At 72.1% G+C, this 24939-nt stretch carries 21 protein-coding genes; 12 read left to right on the top strand and 9 right to left on the bottom strand.

Features of this window, described 5'->3' with window-relative positions:
* Positions 1–52: 52 nt before the first annotated feature.
* Together GGQ54_RS02600 and GGQ54_RS02595 are read left to right on the top strand one after the other, a co-directional pair.
* Positions 53–265, top strand: a complete 213-nt coding sequence (locus GGQ54_RS02600; protein WP_179443966.1) for a heavy-metal-associated domain-containing protein — start codon at positions 53–55, stop codon at positions 263–265.
* 76 nt (positions 266–341) lie between these two features.
* The gene (locus GGQ54_RS02595) at positions 342–2549 is read left to right on the top strand and encodes a heavy metal translocating P-type ATPase (RefSeq protein ID WP_179446385.1); all 2208 of its coding nucleotides are present in this window, start codon (positions 342–344) and stop codon (positions 2547–2549) included.
* A 22-nt stretch (positions 2550–2571) separates the two neighbouring features.
* Here GGQ54_RS02595 and GGQ54_RS02590 read toward each other — a convergent pair whose 3' ends face one another.
* Both GGQ54_RS02590 and GGQ54_RS02585 read right to left on the bottom strand, forming a co-directional pair.
* Positions 2572–3339 (bottom strand): ABC transporter permease, encoded by a 768-nt coding sequence (locus GGQ54_RS02590; RefSeq protein WP_179443965.1) that lies wholly within the window; start codon positions 3337–3339, stop codon positions 2572–2574.
* Entirely contained in the window at positions 3336–4340 is a 1005-nt protein-coding gene (locus tag GGQ54_RS02585; protein WP_179443964.1) for an ATP-binding cassette domain-containing protein, read from the bottom strand. Before GGQ54_RS02585 ends, GGQ54_RS02590 begins: the two co-directional genes overlap by 4 nt.
* Before the next feature lie 192 nt (positions 4341–4532).
* On the opposite strand from GGQ54_RS02585, the gene GGQ54_RS02580 reads away from it, so the two are divergent.
* Together GGQ54_RS02580 and GGQ54_RS02575 are read left to right on the top strand one after the other, a co-directional pair.
* On the top strand, positions 4533–5276 hold the full coding sequence (locus GGQ54_RS02580) for a MerR family transcriptional regulator (protein WP_179443963.1): 744 nt from the start codon (positions 4533–4535) through the stop codon (positions 5274–5276).
* The gene (locus GGQ54_RS02575) at positions 5273–6061 is read left to right on the top strand and encodes a TetR/AcrR family transcriptional regulator (protein WP_179443962.1); all 789 of its coding nucleotides are present in this window, start codon (positions 5273–5275) and stop codon (positions 6059–6061) included. Before GGQ54_RS02580 ends, GGQ54_RS02575 begins: the two co-directional genes overlap by 4 nt.
* A 10-nt stretch (positions 6062–6071) precedes the next feature.
* Here GGQ54_RS02575 and GGQ54_RS02570 read toward each other — a convergent pair whose 3' ends face one another.
* Positions 6072–6518 (bottom strand): DUF3817 domain-containing protein, encoded by a 447-nt coding sequence (locus GGQ54_RS02570; protein WP_179443961.1) that lies wholly within the window; start codon positions 6516–6518, stop codon positions 6072–6074.
* Positions 6519–6528: 10 nt separating this feature from the next.
* Complete coding sequence (pdxR, locus tag GGQ54_RS02565) at positions 6529–7968, bottom strand: MocR-like pyridoxine biosynthesis transcription factor PdxR (protein ID WP_179443960.1); 1440 nt, start codon at positions 7966–7968, stop codon at positions 6529–6531.
* 50 nt (positions 7969–8018) lie between these two features.
* Between pdxR and GGQ54_RS02560 the strand changes: the two genes are divergently transcribed.
* The 6 genes from GGQ54_RS02560 (at position 8019) to GGQ54_RS02535 (ending at position 17847) form a co-directional block, all read left to right on the top strand.
* Entirely contained in the window at positions 8019–8810 is a 792-nt protein-coding gene (locus GGQ54_RS02560; RefSeq protein WP_179443959.1) for a CHAD domain-containing protein, read from the top strand.
* Between the two features lie 166 nt (positions 8811–8976).
* The gene (gene leuA, locus GGQ54_RS02555) at positions 8977–10734 is read left to right on the top strand and encodes a 2-isopropylmalate synthase (RefSeq protein WP_179443958.1); all 1758 of its coding nucleotides are present in this window, start codon (positions 8977–8979) and stop codon (positions 10732–10734) included.
* A gap of 91 nt (positions 10735–10825) precedes the next feature.
* Positions 10826–12004: a tRNA (guanosine(37)-N1)-methyltransferase TrmD gene (trmD, locus tag GGQ54_RS02550; RefSeq protein WP_179443957.1), complete on the top strand. Its 1179-nt coding sequence runs from the start codon at positions 10826–10828 to the stop codon at positions 12002–12004.
* Between the two features lie 89 nt (positions 12005–12093).
* Entirely contained in the window at positions 12094–12696 is a 603-nt protein-coding gene (locus GGQ54_RS02545) for a hypothetical protein (protein WP_343045833.1), read from the top strand.
* 2 nt (positions 12697–12698) lie between these two features.
* Positions 12699–14315, top strand: a complete 1617-nt coding sequence (locus tag GGQ54_RS02540) for a Y-family DNA polymerase (RefSeq protein ID WP_179443956.1) — start codon at positions 12699–12701, stop codon at positions 14313–14315.
* Between the two features lie 22 nt (positions 14316–14337).
* Positions 14338–17847, top strand: coding sequence for an error-prone DNA polymerase (locus GGQ54_RS02535; RefSeq protein ID WP_179443955.1), 3510 nt, complete (start codon positions 14338–14340; stop codon positions 17845–17847).
* Between the two features lie 67 nt (positions 17848–17914).
* On the opposite strand, the gene GGQ54_RS02530 is transcribed toward GGQ54_RS02535, so the two are convergent.
* Genes GGQ54_RS02530 through mmsA form a run of 4 tightly spaced genes read right to left on the bottom strand, consistent with a single transcriptional unit; the run spans position 17915 to position 22730 of the window.
* Entirely contained in the window at positions 17915–18703 is a 789-nt protein-coding gene (locus tag GGQ54_RS02530) for an isoprenyl transferase (RefSeq protein WP_179443954.1), read from the bottom strand.
* A gap of 38 nt (positions 18704–18741) precedes the next feature.
* Entirely contained in the window at positions 18742–19851 is a 1110-nt protein-coding gene (locus tag GGQ54_RS02525; protein ID WP_218843639.1) for a substrate-binding domain-containing protein, read from the bottom strand.
* A 35-nt stretch (positions 19852–19886) separates the two neighbouring features.
* Positions 19887–21176, bottom strand: a complete 1290-nt coding sequence (mmsB, locus tag GGQ54_RS02520; protein ID WP_179443953.1) for a multiple monosaccharide ABC transporter permease — start codon at positions 21174–21176, stop codon at positions 19887–19889.
* A gap of 9 nt (positions 21177–21185) precedes the next feature.
* Positions 21186–22730, bottom strand: coding sequence for a multiple monosaccharide ABC transporter ATP-binding protein (gene mmsA, locus GGQ54_RS02515; RefSeq protein WP_343045832.1), 1545 nt, complete (start codon positions 22728–22730; stop codon positions 21186–21188).
* A gap of 141 nt (positions 22731–22871) precedes the next feature.
* On the opposite strand from mmsA, the gene recO reads away from it, so the two are divergent.
* Positions 22872–23612: a DNA repair protein RecO gene (gene recO, locus GGQ54_RS02510; RefSeq protein ID WP_179443952.1), complete on the top strand. Its 741-nt coding sequence runs from the start codon at positions 22872–22874 to the stop codon at positions 23610–23612.
* 30 nt (positions 23613–23642) lie between these two features.
* Positions 23643–24437 (top strand): hypothetical protein, encoded by a 795-nt coding sequence (locus GGQ54_RS02505; protein ID WP_179443951.1) that lies wholly within the window; start codon positions 23643–23645, stop codon positions 24435–24437.
* Positions 24438–24439: 2 nt separating this feature from the next.
* Here GGQ54_RS02505 and GGQ54_RS02500 read toward each other — a convergent pair whose 3' ends face one another.
* Complete coding sequence (locus GGQ54_RS02500) at positions 24440–24832, bottom strand: Fur family transcriptional regulator (protein WP_179443950.1); 393 nt, start codon at positions 24830–24832, stop codon at positions 24440–24442.
* Positions 24833–24939 lie beyond the last annotated feature (107 nt).

The raw sequence follows: 24939 nt of genomic DNA, 5'->3' as shown, positions 1-24939 counted from the left end.
GTGATTACCCTCGAGGGGTATCCAGGCCGGCAATCACACGGGAGGCGAGACGATGGGCACCGCGGACTACACCGTCACCGGGATGACCTGCGAGCACTGCGCGGCATCGGTGTCGCGGGAGGTCGGTCGGGTCGGGGGTGTCACCGGCGTCGAGGTCGACCTGGCCTCCGGCCGGCTCACCGTCCTCAGTGACCAGCCCGTGCCGACCGACGGCATCCGGGCCGCGGTCGGCGAGGCCGGCTACGACCTGGCCGACGCCGAGTGATCGGGGGCGGACGGTGAGCGTGCCGGGCGAGCTGACCCGCGCTCCACGGGCCGAGGTCGAGCTCGTGATCGGAGGCATGACCTGCGCGTCGTGCGCCAACCGGATCGAGCGCCGGCTGAACCGGCTCGACGGCGTCAGTGCGACGGTGAACTACGCGACGGAGAAGGCGAAGGTCAGCCATGACGCGGGCCTCGATCCGCGCGCGTTGATCACGGCCGTGCGGCAGGCCGGCTACACCGCGCGCCTGGCGCGTCGCGACCGCGCCGACGACACCCCCGGCGCCGACGAGGACGCGCCGGTCCGCGCGCTGCGCGACCGGGTGATCATCTGCGCGCTGCTCAGCCTCCCGGTGATCGCGATGGCGATGATCCCGGCATTGCAGTTCACCTACTGGCAGTGGCTCTCGCTGACGCTGGCCGCGCCGGTGATCGTCTGGGGCGGCTGGCCGTTCCACAAGGCGGCCTGGGCCAACCTGCGGCACGGCACGGCGACGATGGACACGCTGATCTCCATGGGCACCAGCGCTGCATTGTTGTGGTCGTTGTACGCGCTCCTCCTCGGCACCGCCGGGATACCCGGGATGACCCACTCGTTCGAGCTGACGGTCGCCCGCGGGGACGGCGCCGACAACATCTATCTCGAGGTCGGCGCGGGCGTGATCACCTTCATCCTGCTCGGCCGCTACTTCGAGGCGCGCTCGAAGCGCCGCGCCGGCACCGCCCTGCGGGCGCTGCTCGAGCTCGGCGTCAAGGAGGTCTCTGTCCTGCGCGACGGTCGCGAGCTCCGGATCGGCGTCGAGCAGCTCGCCGTCGGCGATCGGTTCGTCGTCCGGCCGGGCGAGAAGATCGCCACCGACGGCGAGATCGTCGAGGGCGCCTCGGCCGTCGATGCCTCGATGATCACCGGCGAGTCCGTGCCCGTGGAGGTCGGTCCCGGCGATGCCGTGGTCGGCGCGACCGTGAACGCGGGCGGTCGGCTGGTGGTCGAGGCGACCCGGGTCGGCGCGGACACCCAGCTCGCGCAGATGGCGCGGCTGGTCGAGGACGCGCAGACCGGAAAGACCGCGGCCCAGCGGCTGGCCGACAAGGTCTCGGGCATCTTCGTCCCGATCGTGGTCCTGCTCGCCCTGGCCACTTTCGGTTTCTGGGTCGGGACGGGCGGGTCGCTGACGACGGCCTTCACCGCCGCCGTGGCGGTGCTGATCGTCGCCTGCCCGTGCGCGCTCGGCCTGGCCACGCCGATGGCGCTGATGATCGGCACCGGTCGCGGTGCCCAGCTCGGCATCCTGATCAAGGGGCCCGAGGTGCTCGAGACCACCCGCCGGGTGGACACCGTCGTGCTGGACAAGACCGGCACCGTGACCACCGGACGGATGGCGCTGCTCGACGTGATCGCCGCCGACGGCGAGGACCCCGATGAGGTGTTGCGGCTGGCCGGTGCGGTGGAGGATGCCTCCGAGCATCCGATCGCCCGGGCGATCGCCGCCACTGCCGTCGAGCGGTTCGGCGACCTGCCCGCCGTGCACGGTTTCTCCAGTCTGGCGGGTCTCGGGGTGCGCGGCGAGGTCCGCGAGCACGGGGACGCCCGCGAGGTCACCGTGGGCCGGCCCGGGATGATCGCCGAGGCGCCGCTGGCCGACGAGCTGACCGAGGCGGTGCGGGCAGCGGGCCGGCGCGGACGGACGGCGGTCGTGGTCGGCTGGAACGGCCGGCCGCGCGGGGTGCTCGTCGTGGCCGACGCGGTCCGACCCACCTCGGCTGACGCCATCGCCCAGTTCCGTGCGCTGGGCCTGACCCCGGTGCTGCTCACCGGTGACAGTGCCGAGGTGGCGGCGGCCGTGGCGGCCGAGGTCGGGATCGACCCCGAGCGGGTGATCGCGCAGGTGCTGCCGGCGGGCAAGGTCGATGCCGTGCGCCGGCTGCAGGACGAGGGCCGCTCGGTCGCGATGGTCGGCGACGGGGTGAACGACGCGGCGGCGCTCGCCCGCGCGGACCTCGGCCTGGCGATGGGCACCGGCACCGATGCCGCCATCGAGGCCTCCGACCTGACGCTGGTCCGCGGCGACCTGCGCGCGGCGGCCGACGCGATCCGGCTGTCCCGCCGGACGCTGGGCACGATCCGGACGAACCTGTTCTGGGCCTTCGCCTACAACGTCGCAGCTCTGCCGCTGGCGGCCGCCGGGCTGCTGAACCCGATGCTGGCCGGGGCGGCGATGGCCTTCTCCTCGGTGTTCGTCGTGGCCAACAGCCAGCGGCTGCGAGGATTCCGGGCCCGCGCCGCCTGACCGGCGGCGCGGACCCGGCCCGTCAGCGCGACAGCCCGCGGTAGGCGCGCGCGGTCAGCGGCACGGCGATCGCCAGGATCAGCAGCGACCAGGCAACCGAGAACAGCACCGGGTGGGTGGCCGGGAGCGAGGCGTCCGACCAGACCGGGGAGCCGGTCAGCACCCGCACCGCGTTCGCCGTCGCCGACAGCGGATTCCAGGCCGCGATCGCGCCCAGCCAGGCCGGCATCGTCGCCGGATCCACGAAGATCGAGGAGACGAAGACGAACGGCCAGACCAGCACATAGCTGGCCTGCACCACACCCTCGCCGCCGCGCAGGGCGATCCCGATACCGAGCCAGGTCACCGCGAGCCCGAGCAGCAACAGCAGGCCGTACGCCGCCAGCATCGACCACCAGGGCGCGCCCGGTCGCCAGCCGAAGAGCACCCCGACGACGCTCATCACGACCAGGCTGATGGTGATCAGCAACAGGTCGGCGAGCACCCGGCCGCCGATGATCGACGAGGCGTTGATCGGCAGCGACCGGAACCGGTCGGTGACGCCCTTCTCCGCGTCATTGACGACGATGTACATGGTCGTGGACAGACCGAAGAAGGTGGTCATGGTCAACAACCCCGGCAGCAGGGGGTTCAGGTAGGTGACCACGTCCCCGGCGATCGCGCCGCCGAACATGCCGCCCATCATCAACAACATCAGCAGCGGGAACGCGGCGGCCATGATCAACTGCATGGGATTGGTCCGCCAGTACATCATCGTGCGGCGGGTCATCACGAGGGTGTCGGAGATCATCGGGCGGCTCCTTCGCTGGCGGTGTGGGTGAGGAAGACGTCGTCGAGGGTGGCGTGGCGCAACTGGAGGGTGTCGGGTTCGAGCCGCTCGGCGTCGAGGGTGCTGCAGATCCGGATCAGGTCGCGCGTGGAGTCGGCGATCGGCACCCGCACCACGCCGGGCTCGTCGCCGCGCTCGGCGTGGGCAAGCGCGGCGAGCGCCCGATCCGTGATCTCGGGGTCGGTGAAGGTGATCTCGGCGCGGTCGCCGCCGAGTTCGGCCTTGAGCTGGTCCGGCGTACCCTCCGCGGCCACGGCGCCATCGCGCAGGATGGTGATCGCGTCGGCGAGCCGATCGGCCTCCTCGAGGTACTGGGTGGTCAACAGCACGGTGGTGCCGGCCTGCGCCAGCTCGGCGACCGCGGACCAGACGTCGCGGCGACCGGCCGGATCGAGCCCGGTGGTCGGCTCGTCGACGAACAGCACGGGCGGGGTGGTCAGCAGGCTGGCCGCCAGGTCCAGCCGGCGTCGCATGCCGCCGGAGTAACCGGAGACCGGGCGTGCTGCCGCCTCGGTCAGCCGGAACTGCTCCAGCAGCTCGCCGGCGCGGGCGCGGGCCCCGGCGGGCGAGAGGCCGGCCAGGCGGCCGAACAGCAGCAGGTTGTCGCGGCCGGTCAGCGGTTCGTCGACCGCGGCGTACTGCCCGACCAGACCGATCGACGACCGGACCGCGGCCGGGTCGGCCCCCACGTCATGCCCGGCGACGCGGGCGCTGCCCGAGGTCGGGGACAGCAGAGTCGCGAGGATCCGCACGGTGGTGGACTTGCCGGCCCCGTTGTGGCCGAGCAGGCCGTGCACCGTGCCCGCCGGGACGATCAGGTCGAGGCCGGCCAGGGCGGTCACCGGCGCCTGCCGGCGCTTCCCGGGATAGGTCTTGGTGAGTTGTTCGGTGCGGATCGCGATGTCCGGCTCGGGGCCGACGGATCGAGGGGTGACGGATCGGGGCACGGCGGATCGGGACATGACACTCCTGTCGAATGGAGGGGGTGTACAGGATACCGTACATTGTACGGATCAATTCAAGAGCTGTCGGGCGACGCTGGGTCGCTGGGTTCCTGCGGGATTTCGGTAATTCAAATCTATCATTGAAGTGCATGTGTAAATTTCGGAGCGTCGAGTTCTTGATGGGCGCGCGATCGTTGGGGGAGAGGTTTCATGCCGGGTGGAGTCGGAGGTGCGGTCCGGCCGATCGAACTGGCGCGCGCCGCCGGCGTCTCGACCCAGCAGGTACGCCGGCTGGAGGACCTCGGCGTGCTGCCCCCGGCCCGGCGCAGCGCGGGCGGGCACCGTCGCTACGGCCCGCAACACCTGGCCGCGCTGCGTGCCTACACGGCACTCGCGGGCGGGATGGGTGCGAGTGGTGCGGTGGCGGCGCTCGTCCCGCTGTGGCGCGGCGAGATCGCGGCGGTGCTGGAGCGGATCGACGCGGGGCACGGGGCGCTGCACGACGAGCGGGTGGCCCTGGCCGAGCTCGCCGACGCGCTGGCGGCACTCGCGGCCGACCCGGCGGGGGCCGGTCAGGTGCCGGACGACAACTCGCTCGCGATCGGCGACCTCGCCCGCCGCCTCGGGGTGCGTACCTCCGCCCTGCGGGTGTGGGAGTCGGCGGGTCTGCTGTCGCCCGCGCGCGAGCGAGGGACCGGGTATCGGCGCTATGACCCGGGCGATGTGCGCGATGCCCGGGCGGTGCAACTGCTGCGCCGGTCGGGTTACCTGTTCGACGCGATCTCCCCGGTGATCGCCGAGCTCCGCCGGGCGGGCGGTACGCCGGCGCTGCAGGCGACGCTGGAGCGACGACGCGAGGTCTTGTTCGAGCGGTCGCGGGCCATGATCACGGGCGCGCGGCACCTGGCCGAGTGCCTCGAGCTGCTGGCCGCCGATGGCACGATGGCCCCATGACCCCGGATCCCGCGCCCGATCAGGCCCGCCTGATCCCGCTGATGTGGCGACCGCGGGACCGCGCCAGCCGGACCGGGCTGAGCATCGGCGCGATCACCAGCGCGGCGGTCGGGCTGGCCGATGTGCATGGCGCCGGAGCGGTGACGATGCGTGCCGTCGCCGAGATCCTCGGCGTCGGCACCATGTCGCTCTACACCCACGTGCCCGGCAAACCGGAGCTGTGGGCGCTGATGAACGACGCCGTGCTCGGCGAGATCTATGCCGACGGCCGCCTGCCCCGCGATGCGGGCGAGTGGCCGGACCGGCTGCGCTTCGTCGCCGAGCGCAACTGGAAGTCGATCATGCGGCATCCCTGGCGGGCCCAGGCCGAGCCCGGTGGTCAGGCGATGGGTCCCGGCCTGGTCGGCAAGTACGAGCACGAGCTGGGCGCGGTCGAGGGGATCGGCCTGACCGATGTCGACATGGACTCGGCGATAGCCCTGGTGAACAGCCACGTCACCGCATCGGCGAGCTGGTATCTCGCCGAGCGATCCGATCCGAAGCAGCGCGCGATGACCGCCGAGGAATGGGGCGAGCACACCCGCCGGGAGTGGGCCGAGCGTCTCGGGCCCGCGCTGGGTGCGGCGATGGCCGCACGCGCCGGGGACTATCCGCTCGCCTCCCGGGTCGGTGAGGCCGCGGCGACGGCCTATGCCGGCGCCGATCCCCAGGTGCTGATGGACTTCGGCCTGGCGATGATCATCGCCGGGCTGCGCGAGCGGATCGCCGCATCGCAGGTGAGCTGATTCGCCGAACTCAGCCGAAGCGGGTCGACCAGCCCGACGGTGGCCCGAGCCAGAGCAGGAAGCCGAACACCGCGGCCACCCCGACCAACGTGATCAACAGCGCCGGGACCGGGTGACCGATCACCCAGGTTCGGAAGCGGCCGGCATCCCCGCCGGTCCGCCAGCCGCCGGCAAGATCATCGCGGCGCTCCAGCCAACGCTCGAAGGGGATGGTCAGCCAGGGCACGAAGGCCGCGCCGATGCCGAGCGCCAGGGTCCCGGCACGCCAGCGCTGGTTCAGGCCCACGAAGACGGTCGAGCAGACGTAGCACAAGAACGCGAACCCGTGCACGCCGCCGCCGATCCGCACGCCGAGATCGGTCACCCCGAGCCCGCGCAGCACCAGTCCGATGATCAACAGCGTCCAGGTGATCGCCTCCGCAATCGCCACGGTCCGGAACAGGCTGCGCGGTGTCATGGCGCCGAGCCTAGGCGCTGCCCGGCGTACCCGCCGATTCCAGCGCGGCGGCGATCCGCTCGACGGCGTCGGCGGCAGCCGTCTCGGCGAGCTGGGCGTACCCGAGCAACAGCCCGCTGCGCCGATGGCGTACCGCATGGTCCGACAGGGCCGCCACCGCGACGCCGCGCGCCAGGCAGCGGGCCGCGACCTCGGCATCGTCGATCGCGTCCGGCAGCAGTGCGGCGACGTGGATCCCGGCATCGACCCCGATCACGTGCAGATCGGGCAATCGCGTGGCCAGCGCCTCGACCAGCCGCCGGCGGCGCGCGGCATAGGTGCGCTGGGCGCGGGCGAGATGGCGGGTGAGCGCGCCGGAGTTGATCAGCTCCGCCAGCGCCAGGCTGGCCAGCCGGCTGGCGTCGGCGCGCAGCGTGACCGCGGCTGCCCGGACCGCGTCGGCCAGCCAGGTAGGCAGCACGGCCCAGGCCAGCCGCAGGTGCGGGGTGAGGATCTTCGACGCCGTGCCGATGTAGATCACGCAGTCGGCGCCGCGGGCGGTCGAGCGCAACGGCCCGAGCGGTGCGGACTCGTGCCGGTACTCGCCGTCGAAGTCGTCCTCGATGATCACCGCCGATCTCCGCTCGGCCCAGCGCAGCAACGCCTCCCGGCGGGCCGTCGACATCCGGGCGCCGAGCGGGAACTGGTGCGCCGGCGTGACATAGACCAGGTCCTCGTCGGTCAGCTCGTCGGTCCGCAGCCCGTGTTCATCGACGCCGATCATCCGCAACTGTTCCACCGCCGGCGCCAGGGCGGCTCGGACCGCCGGATAGCCGGGATCCTCGATCGCGGCGAGATGTGGCCGCAGCGCCGCCAGCACGGCCTGGACCGCCGCGTTCACGCCGGGGAAGATCACGATCTCCTCCGGCGGCGTCGCGATCTGTCGGGTACGCCGAAGCTGGGTGGCGAGCGCGGCCGCCAGCTCGGGATGTTCGGCGGGCCAGTAGGCGAGCACGGGCGGTACGCCCTGCGTGGCGCGGCGCCACGCGCGCCGCCAGTCGCGGACATCGACCAGCCGCGGGTCCGGCGCGCCCGGCAGCAGGTTGTGCCGGATGCCCGTCAGCTCGGGCCGCCGCCGACTCCCGGGCGGCGGCTCGAGCCGCTCCCGGCGGCGCACCGCCAGGGCGGGTTCGGTCAGCGCGGCGGCGGCCTGCGGTTCGATCGCGACCGTGGCACCGGATCCCGCGCGGACGTCGATCACGCCGGAGGCCGCCAGTGCCTCGTAGGCGGACACGACGCCCGCGCGTGACACCCCGAGTCGGGCCGCCAGCGCCCGCGTCGACGGCAGCGGGTCGCCCGGCCCGAGCCGGCCGCGGGCGATCTCGCGCATGATCGCGTCCACCAGCGCCTCCGGTCGCCGCACTGCCCCGAGGTCGAGGGCGAGCGCGCTCGCGCGCGGGGTGCGGGGCATGGTCCCACCCTAGGGCGGCGCCCGGGTGGGCTCGGAGATCGCGTTCTGCGGTGAATCGACCCGGATCGACCGGGCTGGCCGTGCACAATGACCCGATGGAGGCGGCAACGAGGCTGCGGGCGGCCGACCGGGCGTACCGCGACGGCGATCCCGAGGGCATCCACGACCTGCGCACCAGCGCGCGGCGGCTGCGTGAGGAGCGCCCGGACCTGATCGACGAGCTGCGCTGGCTCGGCCGCGAACTCGGCCCGGCGCGAGACGCCCAAGTGCTGCGCGAACGCCTCGCCGCCCGGCTCGCCGCCGAGGCCGAGGACCCCGATGCCGGCCCCCTGGACCCCGCGCCGGCGCGACGACTGCTCGGCGCGCGGCTGGAGGCCGACCTGGCCGTTGGCCTGCGCCGCGCCGACCGGGCCCTGCGCGGTCGGCGGTACGCCGCACTGCTGGCGGCGCTCGAGCACGACCCGCCCGAGGACGCCGGGCCGGCGCCGGCCAGGGCGTACCGGGCCCGGGTGCGGAAACGGATCGCGGCCGCCGCACAGGCGCCCCCGGCAGAGCGCGACGACGCCCGGCATCGGGTCCGCAAGGCCGCCAGGCGGGCCCGCTACGCCGCCGAGGCAACGGGGCGGCACAAGCTCGCCCGCCGGGCGGAACGGGTGCAGGACCACCTCGGCGAGGCCCGGGACGCTGCCGCCGCGCGGCGCCTGCTGGCCGAGCTGGTCCGCGACCACCCCCGCAGTTCGGCCGCTGCCGCCGTCCTCGGCCGGCTCGATGCGGCCGAACAGCGGGCCGGCCGGCGCGCGACGCGCCGGGCCGACGCTGCGATGGCCCGGCTCGCCGACTGAGACCCACCCTTCACCCGGATGCATCGATGGCGTAGTGTCACCGATCGTGGCAGGCCGGATTCTCCTCCTCACTCGCCGCAGCGGGGCCCGTTAGACCGGTGGCTCCCTCGCTGCGGAGTCGCTGTGCGCCGCCGGGTGAACCAACCCGATAGTGAGGAACCCATCGATGACCACCACCCCCAACCGCTTCGGCACCCGGACCCAACCGCGCCCGGTCCAGCAGCCGAGCCCGATGCCCTTCGGCCGCTACACCGCCTTCGAGCCCGTCGACGTACCCGACCGCACCTGGCCCGCGAACAAGATCACCGCCGCCCCGCGCTGGCTGTCCACCGACCTGCGCGACGGCAACCAGGCGCTGATCGACCCGATGACGCCGGGGCGCAAGCGGCGGATCTTCGAGCTGCTGGTCGGCATGGGCTACAAGGAGATCGAGATCGGCTTCCCGTCGGCCTCGCAGACCGACTTCGACTTCGTTCGCGAGTTGATCACGTCCGACGCGATCCCCGACGACGTGACCGTGTCCGTGCTGACCCAGGCCCGCGAGGACCTGATCGAGCGCACCGTGCAGTCGCTGGTCGGGGCGAAGCGGGCGAATGTCCATCTGTACAACGCGACGGCCGAGCTGTTCCGCCGGGTGGTCTTCAAGATCGACGCCGACGAGTGCATCGCGCTGGCCACCCGGGGCACCGAGCTGGTGCGCAAGTACGCCGAGGAGCTGCTGGCCGACACCGAGTTCGGCTACCAGTACTCCCCGGAGATCTTCACCCAGACGCCCACCGACTACGCGGTCGAGGTGTGCAATGCCGTGATGGAGGTGTGGGAGCCGGGCGAGGGGCGCGAGATCATCCTGAACCTGCCGGCGACGGTCGAGATGTCCACGCCGAACACCTATGCCGACCAGATCGAGTACTTCGGCCGCAACATCGACAACCGCGAGTACGCCTGCGTCTCGCTGCACCCGCACAACGACCGGGGCACGGCGGTCGCGGCGACCGAGCTGGGGCTGATGGCGGGCGCGGACCGGGTCGAGGGTTGCCTGTTCGGGCACGGTGAGCGGACCGGCAATGTCGATCTGGTCACCCTGGGCATGAACCTGTTCAGCCAGGGGATCGACCCCGAGATCGACTTCTCCGACATCGACGAGATCCGGCGTACCGTCGAATACTGCACGAACCTGCCGGTGCATCCGCGGCATCCCTATGCGGGCGATCTGGTCTACACCGCGTTCTCGGGCTCGCACCAGGACGCGATCAAGAAGGGGCTGGAAGACCTCGAGCGGCGCGCTGCCGAGCAGGGCATCGACGTCTCCGAGATCGCCTGGGAGGCGCCCTATCTGCCGATCGACCCGCGTGATGTCGGGCGTACCTATGAGGCCGTGATCCGCGTGAACTCGCAGTCCGGCAAGGGCGGGATGGCCTACATCATGAAGGCCGAGCACCAGCTCGACCTGCCGCGCCGGCTGCAGATCGAGTTCTCCCGGGTGGTCCAGGAGCACACCGACGGCGAGGGCGGGGAGGTCGAGCCGCAGGTGTTGTGGAAGATCTTCGCCGGGGAGTACCTGGAGGACAACGTTCCGCTGCAACTGGTCGACGTGACCAGCGAGTCGGGCTCGGGGCGGCAGGACTCGGTGACGGCGACCGTGATCGACGACGGCGAGGAGCGCAGGATCAGCGGCGAGGGCAACGGCCCGGTGTCGGCCTTCGTGGACGCGATCTCCGGCCTCGGATACCGGGTCCAGGTGCACGACTATGCCGAGCACGCGCTGTCCGCGGGCGGCGACGCGCAGGCGGCGGCCTATGTCGAGTGCGAGGTCGGCGAGGGCGAGTCCTCCCAGGTGGTCTGGGGTGTGGGAATCGACGCCAATATCGTCACGGCCTCGCTCAGGGCCGTCACCTCGGCGGTGAATCGGGCGGCCCGGGAGTGACGCCCGCCGGCCCGCCGTCCGGCCGCATCGGGCCCGCCTGGCTGTGCACCAGCGGGGGCGCCGCGACGGATCGGTCTGGCAGGATCGCAGGGTGCGTATCGACATCGTCTCGATCTTCCCCGAGTACCTGGCGCCGTTGCGGCTGTCGCTGCTGGGCAAGGCGGTCCGCGACGGGGTGATCGATCTCGGGGTGCACGATCTGCGGGCGTTCACCCATGATCGGCACCGGACGGTGGACGGTACGCCCTACGGCGGTGGCGCGGGGATGGTGATGCGTCCCGAACCGTGGGGTGAGGCGCTGGATTCGATCATGGAATCCGGGGATTCGGGGGTACGCCCGACGCTGCTGGTGCCGACCCCCGCGGGGCGGCCCTTCGACCAGCGGCTGGCACACGAGCTGGCCGAGCGTCCGTGGTTGATCTTCGCCTGCGGGCGCTACGAGGGGATCGACCAGCGGGTGATCGACGAGTACGCCGAGCGGGCCGAGGTGATCCCCTTCAGCCTCGGCGACTATGTGCTGAACGGCGGCGAGGTGGCGGCGCTGGCCGTGACCGAGGCCGTGGGCCGGCTGCTGCCCGGGGTGGTCGGCAATCCCGAGTCGCTGGTCGAGGAGTCACACAGCGACGGACTGCTGGAGTATCCCGTCTACACCAAGCCGCCGCTCTGGCGGGGCCGTGAGGTGCCCGCGGTGCTGCTCGGCGGTGATCATGGCGCGATCACGCGCTGGCGTACCGAACAGTCCATGATCAGGACGGCGCGGACCCGCCCCGATCTGCTGCATCCCTCGCAGGGATTGACTGTTCCGGGCCTCGAGGACGCCGAGTTGCGCCTCGCCGAGCCCGGGGATGTCGCCGAGCTGTTCACGCTGACCAAGGCGTGCTGGGTGAGCGAGGCGCTGGCCAACGAGCGTCTCGACATCCCGGTGCTGCACGAGACGCCGGCCGAGTTGGCCGCCGACCTGCGGAACTGGACCACGCTGGTGCTGCGCGACCACGGCCGGCTGATCGGCTCGGCCCGCGGCCGGATGGGCGAGGACGGGGCGTTCGAGATCGGCCGGGTGATGGTCGCACCCGACCTGCAGGGTCGCGGGATCGGCCGCTGGCTGCTGGAGCGGATCGAATCCCTCGCCCCGGAGGACGCGGGCGAGCTCTGGTTGTTCACGGGGGAGCGGAGCTCGGACAACCTGCGGATGTATCGCAAGGCGGGCTATCGGCCCGACCGCTCCCGCCAGGTGCCGCCCGGCGCGCGGGCGCTGAGCAAACGCCGCTGACCGTCCGGCCGCGATCGGGGTCGTTGTCGGACCGGGGGTCATTGTCGGACCGCCTTGCTTGACTCGAACGCATGTTCGATACTGAATCGGTGTCCGCCCCAGACCATGCCGACCGGAGCCGGCCCGGTGCCCTGCTCACCGGGCTGCGGGACCGGCTCGGGCTCGCCCCGGTGCCGGTCGGGCGGGCGGTGCATGCAGACCTGCGGCCGCTGTTCCCCGGCGGGCTGCAGCCCGGGGTGCACGCCTTCGACGGGGCGCTGTCGGTCGGTCTCGGGCTGCTCGCCGGCGCCGACTGGTCGGCGGTGGTCGGGTTGGGCGATCTCGGCGTGGAGGCGGCCGTGGAGTGGGGCGTCGCCACCGAGAAGATGATCACCGTCCCCCGTCCGGGCGCCGACTGGTGGGGGGTCGTCGCGGAGCTGGTCGAGATCGCCGACGTCGTGCTCGCCGCGCCGCCGGACCGGGTTTCCGACGCCTCGGCGCAGCGGCTGGCCGCCCGCCTGCGCCACCGCGACGCAGCCCTGGTCGTCGCCGGCGACTGGCCGCGCTCCCGCTCCCGGATCCGGGCCGATGTGGAGGGCTGGTCCGGCCTCGGCGTCGGCCACGGCCACCTCACCGCGCAGCGGCTGCTGATCGAGGTCACCGAGCGCCACCGCACCCGCCGGCACCGGATCGTCGTCCGCCGGGGGAGTTGATCATGGCCAGGCAGGCTTCGGGGTACGCCCCGCTGGTCCCGCAACCGGTCCGGGTGCTGCTGGCCCGGTTCGCCGACTGGCCGTTGCAGGCGGTCCGGCTCGCGTTCGCCGCCGGTGACCCCGCCGCCGAGGCGCCGTTGATCGTGATCGATGCCGGCAAGGTGCTCGCCCGCTGCCCGGTGGCGGCCGCGGAGGGGGTGACGGTCGGACTGCGGGTGCGCGAGGCACAGTTGCGCTGCCCGGCCGCCGTGCTGTGCGCCCACGATCCCGAGGCCGAGGCGGCCGCCTTCGAGCCGGTGCTGCGGGCGATGGCCGAGGTCGCCCCCGATGTGCATCTGGTCCGGCCCGGCGTGGCCGCCGTCCGGGCCCGCGGCCCGGCCCGCTTCTACGGCGGGGAGGAGGCCGCGGCCCGGGTGCTGCTGGGTCGTCTGGACGCCTTTGCGACCCCCGACTGCCGCCCGAGCGCGGCGGTCGCCGACGGCCTGTTCTGCGCCGAGCGGGCCGCCGAGCGGGCCCGCCGATGGGCGGTGGTCCCGCCGGGGGAGTCCGCCCGGTTCCTGGCCGGGCTCGGCGTGGAGTGTCTCGGCGAGCCCCTGCTCGCGCGGCAGTTGCAGCAACTGGGCATCCGCACCCTGGGCCGCTACGCCGAGCTGCCCCGAGCCGATGCGCACGCCCGGTTCGGCGCGGCCGGCCGGCACACCCACCGGCTCGCGTCCGGGGAGGACCTCGCCGCGCTCACCCCGCGCAACCCGGCGAGCGACCGCAGCGTCGAGATCGACCTGGATGCCGCACTCGCTGAGGAGGTGGTCGCGACCTGCCGGCCGGCGATCGATGCCCTGTTCGCCGAGCTGGCCGCCGACTCGCTCGCCCTCACCGAGGTGCGGCTCCGGGTCCGCACCGAGCGCCGCCGCGACGACCGGCTGTGGCGACACCCGTGGCAGTTCGACGCCGGCGAGCTGGCCAACCGGCTGCGCTGGCAGCTTGCCGACCTCGCCGCGAGCGGGCCACCCGCGGAGGACCTGGAGACGGGCGGGGACGCCGATCCGGTCGTGGGGGTGCAGGTGATCCCGGTCGGGGTGGGCAGCCCGGAGCTCGCCGCCCGGGGTCTCTTCGGCGATCGGCCCGAGCCGCGGGTGATCAAGGTGCTGACCGATCTGCAGGAGCGGCTGGGCTACCGGGAGGTGGCGACCCTGGTGCCGCGCGGCGGCCGGTTGCTCAAGGACCGCCGGTTGCGGGTGCCGTTCGGCACGGCGCCCCCGCCGGTCCGCGAGCGTCGGCTGGACCAGCCGTGGCCGGGGCGCGTTCCCGGGCCGGCACCGGCCCGGGTGCTGCAGCGGCTGGCGCCCGCCAAGCTGCTGGACCGCGCCGGCGTACCCGTCACCGTCGACGAGCGGGGTGGCCCGAGCGCCGACCCGGCCGCGCTGCTGCTCGCGCCCCGGGCGGCGCCGCGGCCGCTGCTCGCCTGGGCCGGTCCCTGGCCGCTGGACGAGCGCTGGTGGGAGACCGGCGAGGACGCCCGCGGGGCCCGGGCGGACCGCTTCCAGGTCGTCGACGCCGCCCAGCAGGCGTGGCTGCTGGTGCTGGTCGCCGGCGCCTGCTGGATCGAGGCGGCGTACTGATGAACCCGGGAGGGCAGGACTGATGGGCTGGCAGAACCCGCCGGTCACCTGGTCGGAGCTGGAGGCGAAGCTCTCCGGGCGGCCGTGGCCGCCCGAACCATCCGGACGGGCGTGGCCGCCCGAGCCGTCCGGACGGGCGTGGCCGCCCGAGCCGTCCGGACGGGCGTGGCCGCCCGATGACCGGCCGCGCTCGCACAAGCGTCCGGCCTTCCGCCCCGCCCGCGGCGTCGCGCCGCCGACCGGCGGGGTGCCCTATGCCGAGCTGCACGCCCACTCCGCCTACAGCTTCCTCGACGGCGCCTCGCCGCCGGAGGAGCTCGCCACCGAGGCGCACCGGCTCGGCCTGCACGGGCTCGCGCTGACCGATCACGACGGCCTCTACGGCGCGGTCCGGATGGCGGAGGCGGCGCAGGCGTACGGGGATCTGATCACCGTCTTCGGCGCCGAGCTCTCGCTCACCCCGCCGGAGCGCACCGGCGTACCCGACCCCGACGACGAGCACCTGCTGGTGCTCGCCCGGCGCGCGGAGGGCTATCGGCGGCTGTCGCTGGCCCTGACCGACGGCTACCTGCGCGAGGGGGCGGAGAAGGGACGCCCGCTGCACGATCTCGATGATCTTGCCGCCCGGGCCGGCGGGCACTGGCTGGTGCTGACCGGATGCCGCAAGGGCCGGGTACGCCGGGCGCTGGCGCGCGGCGGCGAGCGCGCGGCCGGGGCGGAGCTGTCCCGACTGGTCGAGCTGTTCGGCCGCGGCAATGTGGTGGTCGAGCTGACCGATCACGGGCTGCCGGACGACAGCGCGCGCAATGATCAACTCGCCGCGCTGGCCGCGACGCACCGACTGCCGACGGTGGCGACCACGGCCGCCCACCACGCCACCCCCGAGCGCTATCGGCTGGCCAGCGCGCTGGCGGCGGTGCGAGCCAGGTCCAGCCTGACCGAGCTGGACGGCTGGCTGCCCGGCACCCCGGGGGCCCACCTGCGCAGCGGCGCGGAGATGGCGGCGCGGTTCGCCCGCCACCTCGGCGCGGTCGAGCGCAGCGTCGAGATCGCCGACGATCTCGGTTTCGTGCTGCGCACCGCGCGGCCGAGGCTGCCGCAGACCGAGGTACCGGCCGGCCACAGCCCGATGAGCTGGCTGCGCGAGCTGGTGGCACGGCGCCTGCCCGAGCGCTATCCCGGGGTGGCCGGCGATCCCGACCATCCGGCCGCCCGCCGGGTGGAGGAGGAGCTGGCGGTGATCGAGGCCAAGGGGTTTGCCGGCTACTTCCTGATCGTGCACGACATCGTCGGCTTCGCCCGCGAGCGCGGCATTCTTTGTCAGGGCAGGGGTTCCGCGGCGGCGTCCGCGGTCTGCTACGTGCTCGGGATCACGGTGATCGATTCGGTGTTCTACCGGCTGCCGTTCGAGCGGTTCCTCTCCGCGCTGCGCGACGAGGAGCCGGACATCGACGTCGATTTCGACGCGGGCCGGCGCGAGGAGGTGATCCAGTACGTCTACCGCCGCTACGGCCGGCGCAATGCCGCCCAGGTCTGCAATGTGATCACCTATCGGCCGAAGAACGCGATCCGCGACATGGCGAAGGCGCTCGGCTACAGCACCGGCCAGCAGGACGCCTGGTCCAAGCAGGTGGAGCGCTGGGGCCCGGATTTCGCCGAGACCGGCCACGACATCCCGCGGCAGGTGACCGAGCTGGCCGAACAGTTGTTGACCTTCCCGCGCCACCTCGGCATCCATTCGGGCGGGATGGTGCTCACCGAGCGGCCGGTCTCGGAGGTCTGCCCGGTCGAACCGGCCCGGATGACGGACCGGACGGTGCTGCAGTGGGACAAGGACGACTGTGCCTGGATGGGGCTGGTGAAGTTCGACCTGCTCGGGCTCGGGATGCTGGCGGCGCTGCAGCACACCTTCGATCTCGTCGCCGAGCACCTGGGGGAGCGGTGGCGGATCGAGACCCTTCCCCGCAACGAGCCCGGCGTCTACGACATGTTGTGCCGGGCCGACGCGATCGGGGTCTTCCAGGTCGAGTCGCGCGCCCAGCTCGGTACGCTGCCGCGGCTGCGGCCGCGATCGTTCTACGACCTGGCGGTCGAGATCGCCCTGATCCGGCCGGGCCCGATCCAGGGCGGCGCGGTGCATCCCTACATCCGGCGGCGGACCGGGGCGGAGGCGGTGACCTGTCCGCATCCGCTGCTCGAGCCGGTGCTGGAGCGTACCCTCGGCGTGCCGTTGTTCCAGGAGCAACTGATCCAGATGGCCACCACGGTCGGCGGGTGCACGCTGGCCGATGCCGACCTGTTGCGCCGGGCGATGGGGTCCAAGCGCGGGGTGGAGCGGATCGACGAGCTGCGCGAGAAGCTGTACGCCGGGATGGCCGGCAACGGCATCGACGGCGAGCTTGCCGATGAGATCTACACCCAGATCGAGGCCTTCGCGAACTTCGGCTTCGCCGAATCCCATGCGTTGAGCTTCGCCGTGCTGGTCTATGCCAGCTCCTGGCTCAAGCTGCACTATCCGGCGGCCTTCCTCGCCGCCTTGTTGCGCTCGCAGCCGATGGGCTTCTACTCGGGCGCGACGCTGGTCGGCGATGCGCGCCGACACGGCGTGAGCGTCCGCGGGCCCGACCTGGCCCGCTCCGGAGTGCAGGCCGGCCTGGAACGCGAGACCGGCCCGGAGCGCGAGACCGGCCCGGAACGCGAGAGCGGCCGCGGCGGGCCGGATGCGGCCGGGACCAATCCCGACTGCCTGCGCGATCACGACCAGTCCGAGATCGGCGAGTTCGATCCCGCAGCGCGAGACGATGCCGCGGAGCACCGCCGCGACGGCGGGTACGCCGTGCGGCTCGGGCTGGCCGAGATCAACCTGATCGGGGTGGAGGTGGCAGAGCGGATCGTGGCCGAACGCGAGCTCGGCGGGCCCTTCACCGACATCGCCGACCTGGCCAGGCGGGTTCGCCTCGATGCGGCGCAACTGGAGTCACTGTCGCTGTCCGGGGCGCTGGACGGTCTGGGGGGATCGCGCCGAGCAGCGCTGTGGGGGTCGGGACTGGTGGCGGGGACCGCGCCCGGTCAGTTGGAGATCGGTGTCGCGAGCCAGCCGCCACTGCTGCCGGAGCCGACGGCGATGGAGCTGCTGGGCCACGATCTGCGGGCCACCGGGATCAGCCCCGACGATCACCCGATGCGGCACTGCCGAGAGGAGCTGACCGAGCGCGGGGTGCTGCCGATCGAGCTGTTGGGGCAGGTGGAGCCCGGCCGCCGGATCGAGGTGGGTGGGGTGGTCACCCACCGGCAGCGGCCGATGACGGCGAGCGGAATCACCTTCCTCAACATCGAGGACGAGGGCGGCCTGCTGAACGTGATCGTCACCCCCGGGTGCTGGCAGCAGCACCGCAAGGTGGCGCGCACCGCCTCGGCGATGATCATCCGCGGCATCCTGGAGCGCTCCGAGCACGGTGTGACCAATCTCTACGCCGATCGGTTGACCGAGCTCGTGCTCAGCACGCGGACCCGCTCGCGGGACTTCCGGTGACTGGGCCGCACCGCCCTCGCCGCGCCCGGCCGGCCGGCGCCGGTTCCGGAACGTTCGCCGGTGGCGGTCAAGCCCCGCCGACCTCGTTGGGGATCGCGCCGCCGTAGCGGCGGTCGCGATCGGCGTAGAGCTCGATGGCCCGCCACAGGTCGCGCCGGTCGAAGTCCGGCCACAGCGTGTTCAGGAAGACCAGCTCGGCGTACGCGGACTGCCACAACAAGAAGTTTGAGGTGCGTTGCTCGCCGGAGGACCGGACGAACAGGTCGACATCCGGAATCTCCGGCTCGTCGAGGAACTGCGCGAAGCGCTTCTCGTTCAGCCGGGCCGGGTCGAGCTTCCCCGCGGCGGCGAGCTCGGCGATCCGCCGGGTGGCATCGACGATCTCCGCCCGCCCGCCGTAGTTCACGCAGAACTGCAGCGTGAGCACCGAATTGTCCTTCGACTGCTCCTCGGCGCTCTCCAGCTCGTCGATCACCGATTTCCACAGCCGCGGCCGGCGACCGGCCCAGCGGATCCGCACCCCCATCGCATCCAACTCGTCGCGGCGGCGATGGATCACGTCGCGGTTGAAGCCCATCAGCCAGCGGACCTCGTCGGGGGAGCGCCGCCAGTTCTCCGTGCTGAAGGCGTACGCCGACAGATACTTCACCCCGACCTCGATCGCGCCCGCGATCACATCGAACAGCGCGGCCTCCCCGGCCGCATGCCCGTCGGTCCGTGGCAGCCCGCGCTGCTTGGCCCAGCGGCCGTTGCCGTCCATCACGATCGCGACATGCCTGGGCAGCGCTTTCGCGGGCAGTCGGGGCGGGCGCGCCCCGGACGGGTGCGGCTTCGGCGGTTCGACGTGACGGGCCACCGGACGAGACTAGCCCGTCCGGCGGCCCCGGCCCGCGGTTACTCGATCTCCTTGCCCAGGATCGGATCGTCGGCGTAGACCTCCTTGGCGTTCTTCTGCGTGACGATCACCGGGTCGAGCTGATAGGTCGGCACGATCTTCACCCCGTTGTCGTAGTCGGTGGTGTCGTTCACCTCCGGCTGCTGACCCTGCTGCAGGCTGTCCACCATCTTGATCGTCTGGTCGACCAGCTCGCGGGTGTCCTTGTAGATCGTCGAGTACTGCTCGCCGGCGATGATCGACTTCACCGACTCGACCTCGGAATCCTGACCGGTCACCACCGGGGTCGGCTTGCCGGCCTGCTTCACCGAGGTCAGCGCGGCGCGGGCGAGCGTGTCGTTCGGCGACAGCACGCCGTCCAGCTCGGTGTCGCCGGAGTACTTGCCGGACAGGATCGTGTCCATCCGCTTCTGCACGTTCTCGGCCTTCCAGCCCTGGGTGACGACCTGGCTCATCTCGGTCTGCCCCGACTGCACGACCAGCGTTCCGTCGTCGATCTTGGGCTGCAGCACGCTCATCGCACCGTCGAAGAAGTTCTTCGTGTTGGCGTCGTCGGGGGAACCGGCGATCAGCTCGATGTTGTAGGGGCCACCGCCCTTGCGCTCGGCCAGCCCGTCCAGCAGCGCCTGGCCCTGCAGCTCGCCGACCTTGAACGGGTCGAAAGCGACGTAGTAGTCCACCGCCGGCGTGTTCAGGATCAGCCGGTCGTAGGCGATCACGGTCGCGCCGGAGTCCTTCGCCTGCTGCACCTGCGAGGACACCTGGGATCCGTCCAGCGCGCCGACGATGATCACCTTGGCGCCCTTGGTCACCATCGACTGGATCTGGTTCTGCTGCTCGGCGACCCCGCCGTTGGCGAACTGCACGTCCGGCTGGTAACCGGCCGCGCTCAGCCCGTCGTTGAACAGGCCCTCGGCCAGCACCCAGTTCTCCGAGGTCTTCTGCGGCAGCGCCACCCCGATCAGCGCGCCCTTCTCGAAACCGGCCGCGCCCTCCTGCCCGGGCGTGCCCTGCTCTGCCTCGGTACGCCCACCGCAGGCCGACAGCGCCAAGGTGGCGGCCGCCGCCGCGGCCACCGCCGCGCGTACCCACATCCCACGTGTTCTCATCTCGTTCCCTTTCCTCCAGCTCTCGAAAATTCGCCTCACGACTGCTGACCCACGCCGGGGCGCTCGGTCGAGGCCTGGTCGACCGGATCGGCCGGCTCCGCGGGCGGCGCCGCCTCCCGGGGCTTTCGCGTACCCAACAACAGGCCCGTGATCGACGGCTTGCCCTGGGTCTTGTTCCACACGTCGAATGCGACCGCGATCAGCAGCACCAGGCCCTTGATCATCTGGGTCCAGTCGGCGCCGACGCCGAGCAGTTGCAGGCCGTTGTTCAGCACCGCCATCACCAGGCCGCCGATCAGCGCGCCGATCACGGTGCCGACCCCGCCGCTGACCGCGGCGCCGCCGATGAAGACGGCGGCGATCGCGTCGAGCTCCCAGTTCACCCCGTCGAACGGGCCGGACGAGGTCGATCGGCCGACGAAGATCAACCCCGCCAGCGAGGCCAGGATCGACATGTTCATCATCACGAAGAAGTTCACCCGCTTGGTGTTCACACCGGACAGCGCGGCGGCCTGCTTGTTGCCGCCGACGGCATAGACATGCCGGCCGGTGACGGTACGCGAGGAGACGAACCAGTAGAAGATCACCAGCACCGCGAGGATCAGCCCCGGGACCGGGAAGGAGGTGCCCGCGCGGCCGGTGGCGAACAGATAGGTCGCCGCATAGATCACCGCGGCCAGCAGCGCCAGCTTGACCACGCTCACCCACACCGGTGGCACCTCGGCCTGGATCCGCCGGCGGTTGCGGCGCTGGATCACCTCGCCGAGCACCAGGCCGGCGATCACCAGCAGCCCGAGCAGCAGGGTCAGGTTGTTGTAGCCCGTCCGCGGCCCGACCTCGGGCAGGTAGCCGCCGCCGAGGTACTGGATCTGCGGCGGCACCGGCACCGAGTTCGACTGGCCGACGAACTGGTTGGCACCGCGGAACAGCAGCATCCCGGCCAACGTCACGATGAAGGCGGGGATGCCGACATAGGCCACCCAGAAGCCCTGCCAGGCGCCCGCGAGCGCGCCGACGGCGAGGCAGAGCAGGATGCCCGCCCACCAGGGCACGCCCAGGTCGCGCATCGCGATCGCGGTGACGATCCCCGCGAAGGCCGCGACCGAGCCGACGGACAGGTCGATGTGCCCGGCGATGATCACCAGCACCATCCCGATCGCCAGGATCAGGATGTAGGCATTGCCGTTCAGCAGGTTCATCAGGTTGATCGACGTGACCACCGCGCCGCCGGTGGCGACCTGGAAGAAGACGACCAGCGCGACGAGTGCGATCAGCATGCCGAACTGGCGCCGGTTCCCGCCGAAGATGTCTTTGATGTGACGCATCGCGGCTCCTCAGGCGGCTGGTTCGGTGGTTCGGGTCATCAGGCGCATCAGGTTCTCCTGGGTGGCCTCGGCGCGCGACACCTCGCCGGTGATCGCGCCCTCGGCGATGGTGTAGATCCGATCGGACAGGCCGAGCAGTTCCGGCAGCTCGGAGGAGATCACCAGCACCGCCTTCCCGGCGTCGGCCAGCGCGCCGATGATCCGGTAGATCTCGAACTTCGCGCCGACGTCGATGCCGCGCGTCGGCTCGTCCAGGATCAGCACCTCGGGCTCGGTGAACAGCCACTTGGCGAGGACGACCTTCTGCTGGTTGCCCCCGGACAGGGTCGCGACCCCGGCATTCACGCTCGGCGCCTTGATCCGCAGCTCGGTGCGATAGCTCTCCGCGGCCGCGAACTGGGCCTGCTCGTCGATCACACCGAGGCGGGCGATCCTGGCCAGGTCGGCGCTCACCACCGTGTTCTTCACGTCGTCGAGCAGATTCAGACCGAACACCTTGCGGTCCTCGGTGACATAGGCCAGTCCGGCCGAGATCGCCTGCTCGACGGTACGCGGCTCGATCGGCCGGTCGCCGAGCCGCATCGTGCCGGACTCCCAGATGCCGTAGGAGCGCCCGAACAGCGACCTGGCCAGCTCGGTGCGACCGGCGCCCATCAGCCCGGCGAAGCCGACGATCTCGCCCCGGCGTACCTCGAAACTCTCGTTCTTGCAGACATAGCGGTCGGCGACCTCCGGATGCCGGACCGTCCATCCCTCCACCTGCAACAAGACGGGTCCGATGTTCGGCTCGTGATCGGGGAACCGGGCGGTCAGCGGCCGGCCGACCATGCCGCGAATGATCCGGTCCTCGTCGATCGGCGCCTCGTCGGCGCGGAACGTCTCCACGACCCGGCCGTCGCGGATCACGGTCACCGCGTCCGAGACCGCGGTCACCTCGTTCAGCTTGTGGCTGATCATGATGCAGGTGATGCCCCGGCCGCGCAGCCCGCGGATCAGGTCGAGCAGGTGCGCGGAGTCCGTCTCGTTCAGGGCCGCGGTGGGCTCGTCCAGGATCAACAGTTTGACGTTCTTCGACAGCGCCTTGGCGATCTCCACCAGTTGCTGCTTGCCGACGCCGATGTTCTTGATCAGGGTCTCCGGGTGCTCCTCCAGCCCCACCCTCGCCATCAGCTCGGCGGCGGCCCGGTTGGTCGCGGTCCAGTCGATCACGCCGAAGCGGCGCTGCTCGTTGCCGAGGAAGATGTTCTCCGCGATCGACAGCTCGGGGACCAGGGCCAGCTCCTGGTGGATGATCACGATGCCGGCGTCCTCGGAGGCACGGATATTGGCGAACCGGGCGGGGGAGCCCGCGAACTCGATGGCACCGTCGAAGCTGCCGTGCGGGTAGACCCCCGACAGCACCTTCATCAGCGTCGACTTGCCGGCCCCGTTCTCGCCGGAGATCGCGTGCACCTCGCCGGCCCGGACACTCATCGAGACATCGTCGAGCGCGAGCACGCCGGGGAACCGTTTCGTGATGTTGATCATCTCGAGAATGACCGGTGATCCGGGCACCTGAACTCCCTCGTTCGGGTCGGCTCTCGCTACAGAGACGTCGGAACATTACGCTCGGCCCGACGAGGGGGTCAATCAGCTCGCCGCGACACGCTCTCGATCGTTACCGACCGTGTCGGAGGAGCGAGGGACAATCGTTCGGTGCCCACCTACCGCGACGAGGTCGTGGTCCTGCGCACCCACAAGCTGGGGGAGGCGGACCGCATCATCACCATGCTCTCGCGGCGACACGGCAAGCTGCGTGCGGTGGCCAAGGGCGTGCGGCGTACCTCCTCGAAGTTCGGGGCCCGGCTGGAACCGTTCAGCCACGTCGACCTGCAGTTCGCCCACGGCCGCAGCCTCGATGTGATCGTCCAGGCCGACTCCCTGCACGCCTACGGCGAGCCGCTCGGCCGCGACTTCGACACCTATGCCGCCGGTCAGGCGATGCTGGAGACGGCCGACCGGCTGGTCGCCGAGGAGCGCGAGCCAGCCCTGCAGCACTATCTGCTGCTGCTCGGCGCGGTCCGGGTGCTCGGCTCGGCCACCCCCGACGGGCCGCGACCGCCGCGAGCCATCCTGGACTCCTATCTGCTCCGCGCGTTGGCCATCGCCGGTTATGCGCCGACCTTCGACGCCTGCGCCCGCTGCGGGCAGGAGGGTGCGCACGACTCCTTCTCGGTGCAGGCCGGCGGGAGCGTCTGTCGGGTCTGCCGGCCGCCCGGGTCGGCGAGCCTGGACGCCGGCGTCCGGGCGTACCTGATCGCGTTGCTGACCGGCGACTGGCCGGGCACCCGCGATGCCGCGCCGGGGGTACGCCGCAGCGCCAGCGGACTGGTCACGGCCTTCCTCACCTGGCATGTGGAGCGCCGTGTGCGCTCGCTCTCCCAGGTCGCCGGCTGAGTGCCGGGTAGCCTGCGTGCCGGAGGTGACGTGAGCGACGACAACCCGGCACAGGACCCGTCGAACCGCAGCCGGCCGAGTTCCCTGGCCGGCGCGCTGGGCGTTGTCGCGGCGGCCGTGCTGGTGGTCGTCATCGCGCTGGCCGTGCGCCAGCCGGACGCGCCCGCGCCGCCGTCCGCGCCGGATCCGGCCCCGACCGGCGGCGCGTGGCCGACCAGTACGCCGGCGTCGAGGCCCACCGGGCCGCTCAGACCGGACAATCTGCCCACCACCGACGACCTGGCCTGGGACGCGCCGGGGGACTGGGCCGCCCTGGACCACACCGAGCTGGGGCCCGGCTCGGTGTGCCTGGCCCGGGGGCTGGAGGAATCGCCGGGCGCGCTACGCGGCCTGCGGCGCGAGTACGAGCTGCGCGGCCGAGACGACGGCCGTGCGCGGGTCAGCATCGCCGAGTTCCGCACCCCCGCGGAGGCCGCCCAGGCCGCGGAGTCGGTGGCCGCCCGGCTGCGCGCGTGTCGGGGCTCGCTGGAGCGCGCCGGTGCCACACAGGTGTCGGAGCTGCCCGAGCGCAGCGTGCCGGTCGCGCGCGGGATCAAGGCGATCTTCGTCGAGTACGCCTATGCGCCGCCGGCGGGCACGAATCCGGACATCGGGACCTTCGATGCCCAAGCGGTCGTCGCCTCGGGCTCGCGGCTGGCGCTGGTCCGGATGGTCGTCCAGCAGCAGGAGAACTACTGGAGCTTCCCGGGCGAGCCGCGCTCGGGGCATCCGCTGCACCCGATGTATCGCTCCTTGCCGAAGGTGGTCGACCGGCTGGATCGGTGAGGTCAGCAGTCGCTGCAGGTGCCGAAGATCTCCAGATCGTGCCGGATGGCGCGAAACCCGTTCGCCGCCGCCACATCCCCGGCCCACCGCTCCACCTCGGGGGCGTCGATCTCGACCGTCCGGCCGCAGTCGCGGCAGACCAGGTGGTGATGGTGACCGGTCGAGCAGCGACGGTACGCCGCCTCGCCGTCGCTGTTGCGGAGCACGTCCAGCTCGCCCGCATCGGCCATCGTCTGCAGGGTTCGGTAGACGGTCGTCAGCCCGACCGACTGCCCGCGCCGGCGCAACTCATCGTGCACCTGCTGCGCGCTGCGGAAGTCGTCGAAGCCGTTCAGCACCGCGTCGACCGCGACGCGCTGCCGGGTGATGCGCTGGGACCGCGCTGCTGTCGCCATCAGGCTCCCTTCCGCCGGGCCGCCGGACCCGCACATATCAGTAGATCCGAATGTATCGTGTCGATCAAGATTCGGCCGCCCGAGGTCCGGGCGCTCGCGATCCGGCG

Origin of the sequence: Naumannella cuiyingiana (assembly GCF_013408305.1) — a bacterium.
In the GTDB taxonomy this organism is placed as follows: Bacteria; Actinomycetota; Actinomycetes; order Propionibacteriales; family Propionibacteriaceae; genus Naumannella; species Naumannella cuiyingiana.
Note: the sequence above shows the minus strand (reverse complement) of the source record. Positions and strands in the feature narration are given on the sequence as shown.

Bases quoted from the DNA above. Each gene is read 5' to 3' on its own strand.
- GGQ54_RS02570 (WP_179443961.1), bottom strand. From the start codon at position 6,518: ATGACACCGCGCAGCCTGTTCCGGACCGTGGCGATTGCGGAGGCGATC.
- GGQ54_RS02535 (WP_179443955.1), top strand. From the start codon at position 14,338: ATGGGCTGGCAGAACCCGCCGGTCACCTGGTCGGAGCTGGAGGCGAAG.
- GGQ54_RS02580 (WP_179443963.1), top strand. From the start codon at position 4,533: ATGCCGGGTGGAGTCGGAGGTGCGGTCCGGCCGATCGAACTGGCGCGC.
- GGQ54_RS02600 (WP_179443966.1), top strand. From the start codon at position 53: ATGGGCACCGCGGACTACACCGTCACCGGGATGACCTGCGAGCACTGC.
- GGQ54_RS02595 (WP_179446385.1), top strand. From the start codon at position 342: ATGACCTGCGCGTCGTGCGCCAACCGGATCGAGCGCCGGCTGAACCGG.
- GGQ54_RS02525 (WP_218843639.1), bottom strand. From the start codon at position 19,851: ATGAGAACACGTGGGATGTGGGTACGCGCGGCGGTGGCCGCGGCGGCG.
- GGQ54_RS02585 (WP_179443964.1), bottom strand. From the start codon at position 4,340: ATGTCCCGATCCGCCGTGCCCCGATCCGTCACCCCTCGATCCGTCGGC.
- GGQ54_RS02540 (WP_179443956.1), top strand. From the start codon at position 12,699: ATGGCCAGGCAGGCTTCGGGGTACGCCCCGCTGGTCCCGCAACCGGTC.
- GGQ54_RS02590 (WP_179443965.1), bottom strand. From the start codon at position 3,339: ATGATCTCCGACACCCTCGTGATGACCCGCCGCACGATGATGTACTGG.
- pdxR (WP_179443960.1), bottom strand. From the start codon at position 7,968: ATGCCCCGCACCCCGCGCGCGAGCGCGCTCGCCCTCGACCTCGGGGCA.
- leuA (WP_179443958.1), top strand. From the start codon at position 8,977: ATGACCACCACCCCCAACCGCTTCGGCACCCGGACCCAACCGCGCCCG.
- GGQ54_RS02500 (WP_179443950.1), bottom strand. From the start codon at position 24,832: ATGGCGACAGCAGCGCGGTCCCAGCGCATCACCCGGCAGCGCGTCGCG.
- GGQ54_RS02575 (WP_179443962.1), top strand. From the start codon at position 5,273: ATGACCCCGGATCCCGCGCCCGATCAGGCCCGCCTGATCCCGCTGATG.
- mmsB (WP_179443953.1), bottom strand. From the start codon at position 21,176: ATGCGTCACATCAAAGACATCTTCGGCGGGAACCGGCGCCAGTTCGGC.